Source organism: Isoptericola cucumis, from assembly GCF_014635665.1.
Lineage (GTDB): Bacteria > Actinomycetota > Actinomycetes > Actinomycetales > Cellulomonadaceae > Isoptericola > Isoptericola cucumis.
Map to the genome: position 1 here is coordinate 1 of NZ_BMDG01000026.1, position 1,212 is coordinate 1,212.

Sequence of the window (1,212 nt, forward strand, 5' to 3'; positions counted from 1 at the left end):
ACCCTTGGTCTGACTGACTTCGTGTCTTTGAGCGGACTTGTCCGATCCACGATCGTCGGCCCCGGCCCGGTCGGAGTGACTGGCCTGATCAGGAGCTTGACCGTCGGGCGTTAGCGGCGCCTGACGTGTCCCGTCACAGTCCTGCCGATTCTCCGTCCCGGACCGGACCCACGTCCCGTCCGGCGAAGGAGAGAACGCATGACCAGTCTGACCGATCTACGCGAGGTGGTCGATGTCGTCGTCGGCGTCGATACCCACGTCCTGACCCACAGCGCTGCTGCCGTCGCTGCCCACACGGGTGGTGTCCTAGGCGAGGTGACGGTCGAGGCCACCGCCGAGGGCTATGCCCAACTCATCGAGTTCGCGGACTCTCACGGCATGCTGCGGGCCTGGGCCATCGAGGGCACCGGCGGGCACGGCGCCGGCCTGGCACGCCACCTGGAACAGCATGAAGAGGTCGTCGTCGAGCTCGACCGTCCCGAGCGAGCACGGCGCCGCAACGGTGCCAAGTCCGACCCGCTGGACGCGATCCGCGCGGCCCGTGAGGCGGTAGCACGCTCCCGCCTGGGCACGCCGCGGGCCGCGGGCGACCGGCAGGCGTTGTCGGTACTGCTGGCCGCCCGCCGTTCCGCCGTCGAGGCCGGCACCGACGCGCAGCGGCAGGTGTTCAGCCTCGTGATCGCTGCCCCCGAACCACTGCGCGCCAGGTTCCGCAGCCAGAAACTTCCCGAGATGCTCACGACCGCGGCCGCCCTGAGAGTCCATACGTCCTGGGACGGAGAGACAGTTGCCACGGTGACCGTGCTGCGGTCCCTGGCACGCCGAGCCCACGCCTTGGCCGACGAGGCCGCCGCCCACGAGAAGGCGATCCTCGCGATCGTGCGGTCCTGGCGACCCGACCTTCTCGACCAACCCGGGATCGGCCCGATCGTGGCCGCGACCGTGCTGTGCGCCTGGTCCCACCCCGGACGCATCCACTCCGAGGCCGCGTTCGCGATGCTCGCCGGTGTCGCCCCGATCCCGGCCAACAGCGGGCAAGTGACCACACGTCATCGCCTCAACCGTCACGGCGACCGGCAGCTCAACCGCGCGCTCCACACGATCGTGCTATCGCGAATCCGCTACGACGACCGCACCCGCGACTACGTCGCCCGCCGCACCAGCGAGGGCAAGACACGCCGCGAGATCAAACGCTGCCTCAAGCGATACATC

1 protein-coding gene is annotated in these 1,212 nt (G+C 69.6%); it reads left to right on the plus strand.

Translation table 11 applies throughout. The features are described from left to right. Window positions 1–198: 198 nt before the first annotated feature. The coding region (locus IEW03_RS20250; RefSeq protein WP_188525532.1) for an IS110 family RNA-guided transposase at window positions 199–1,212 on the plus strand (1,014 nt) is incomplete at its 3' end.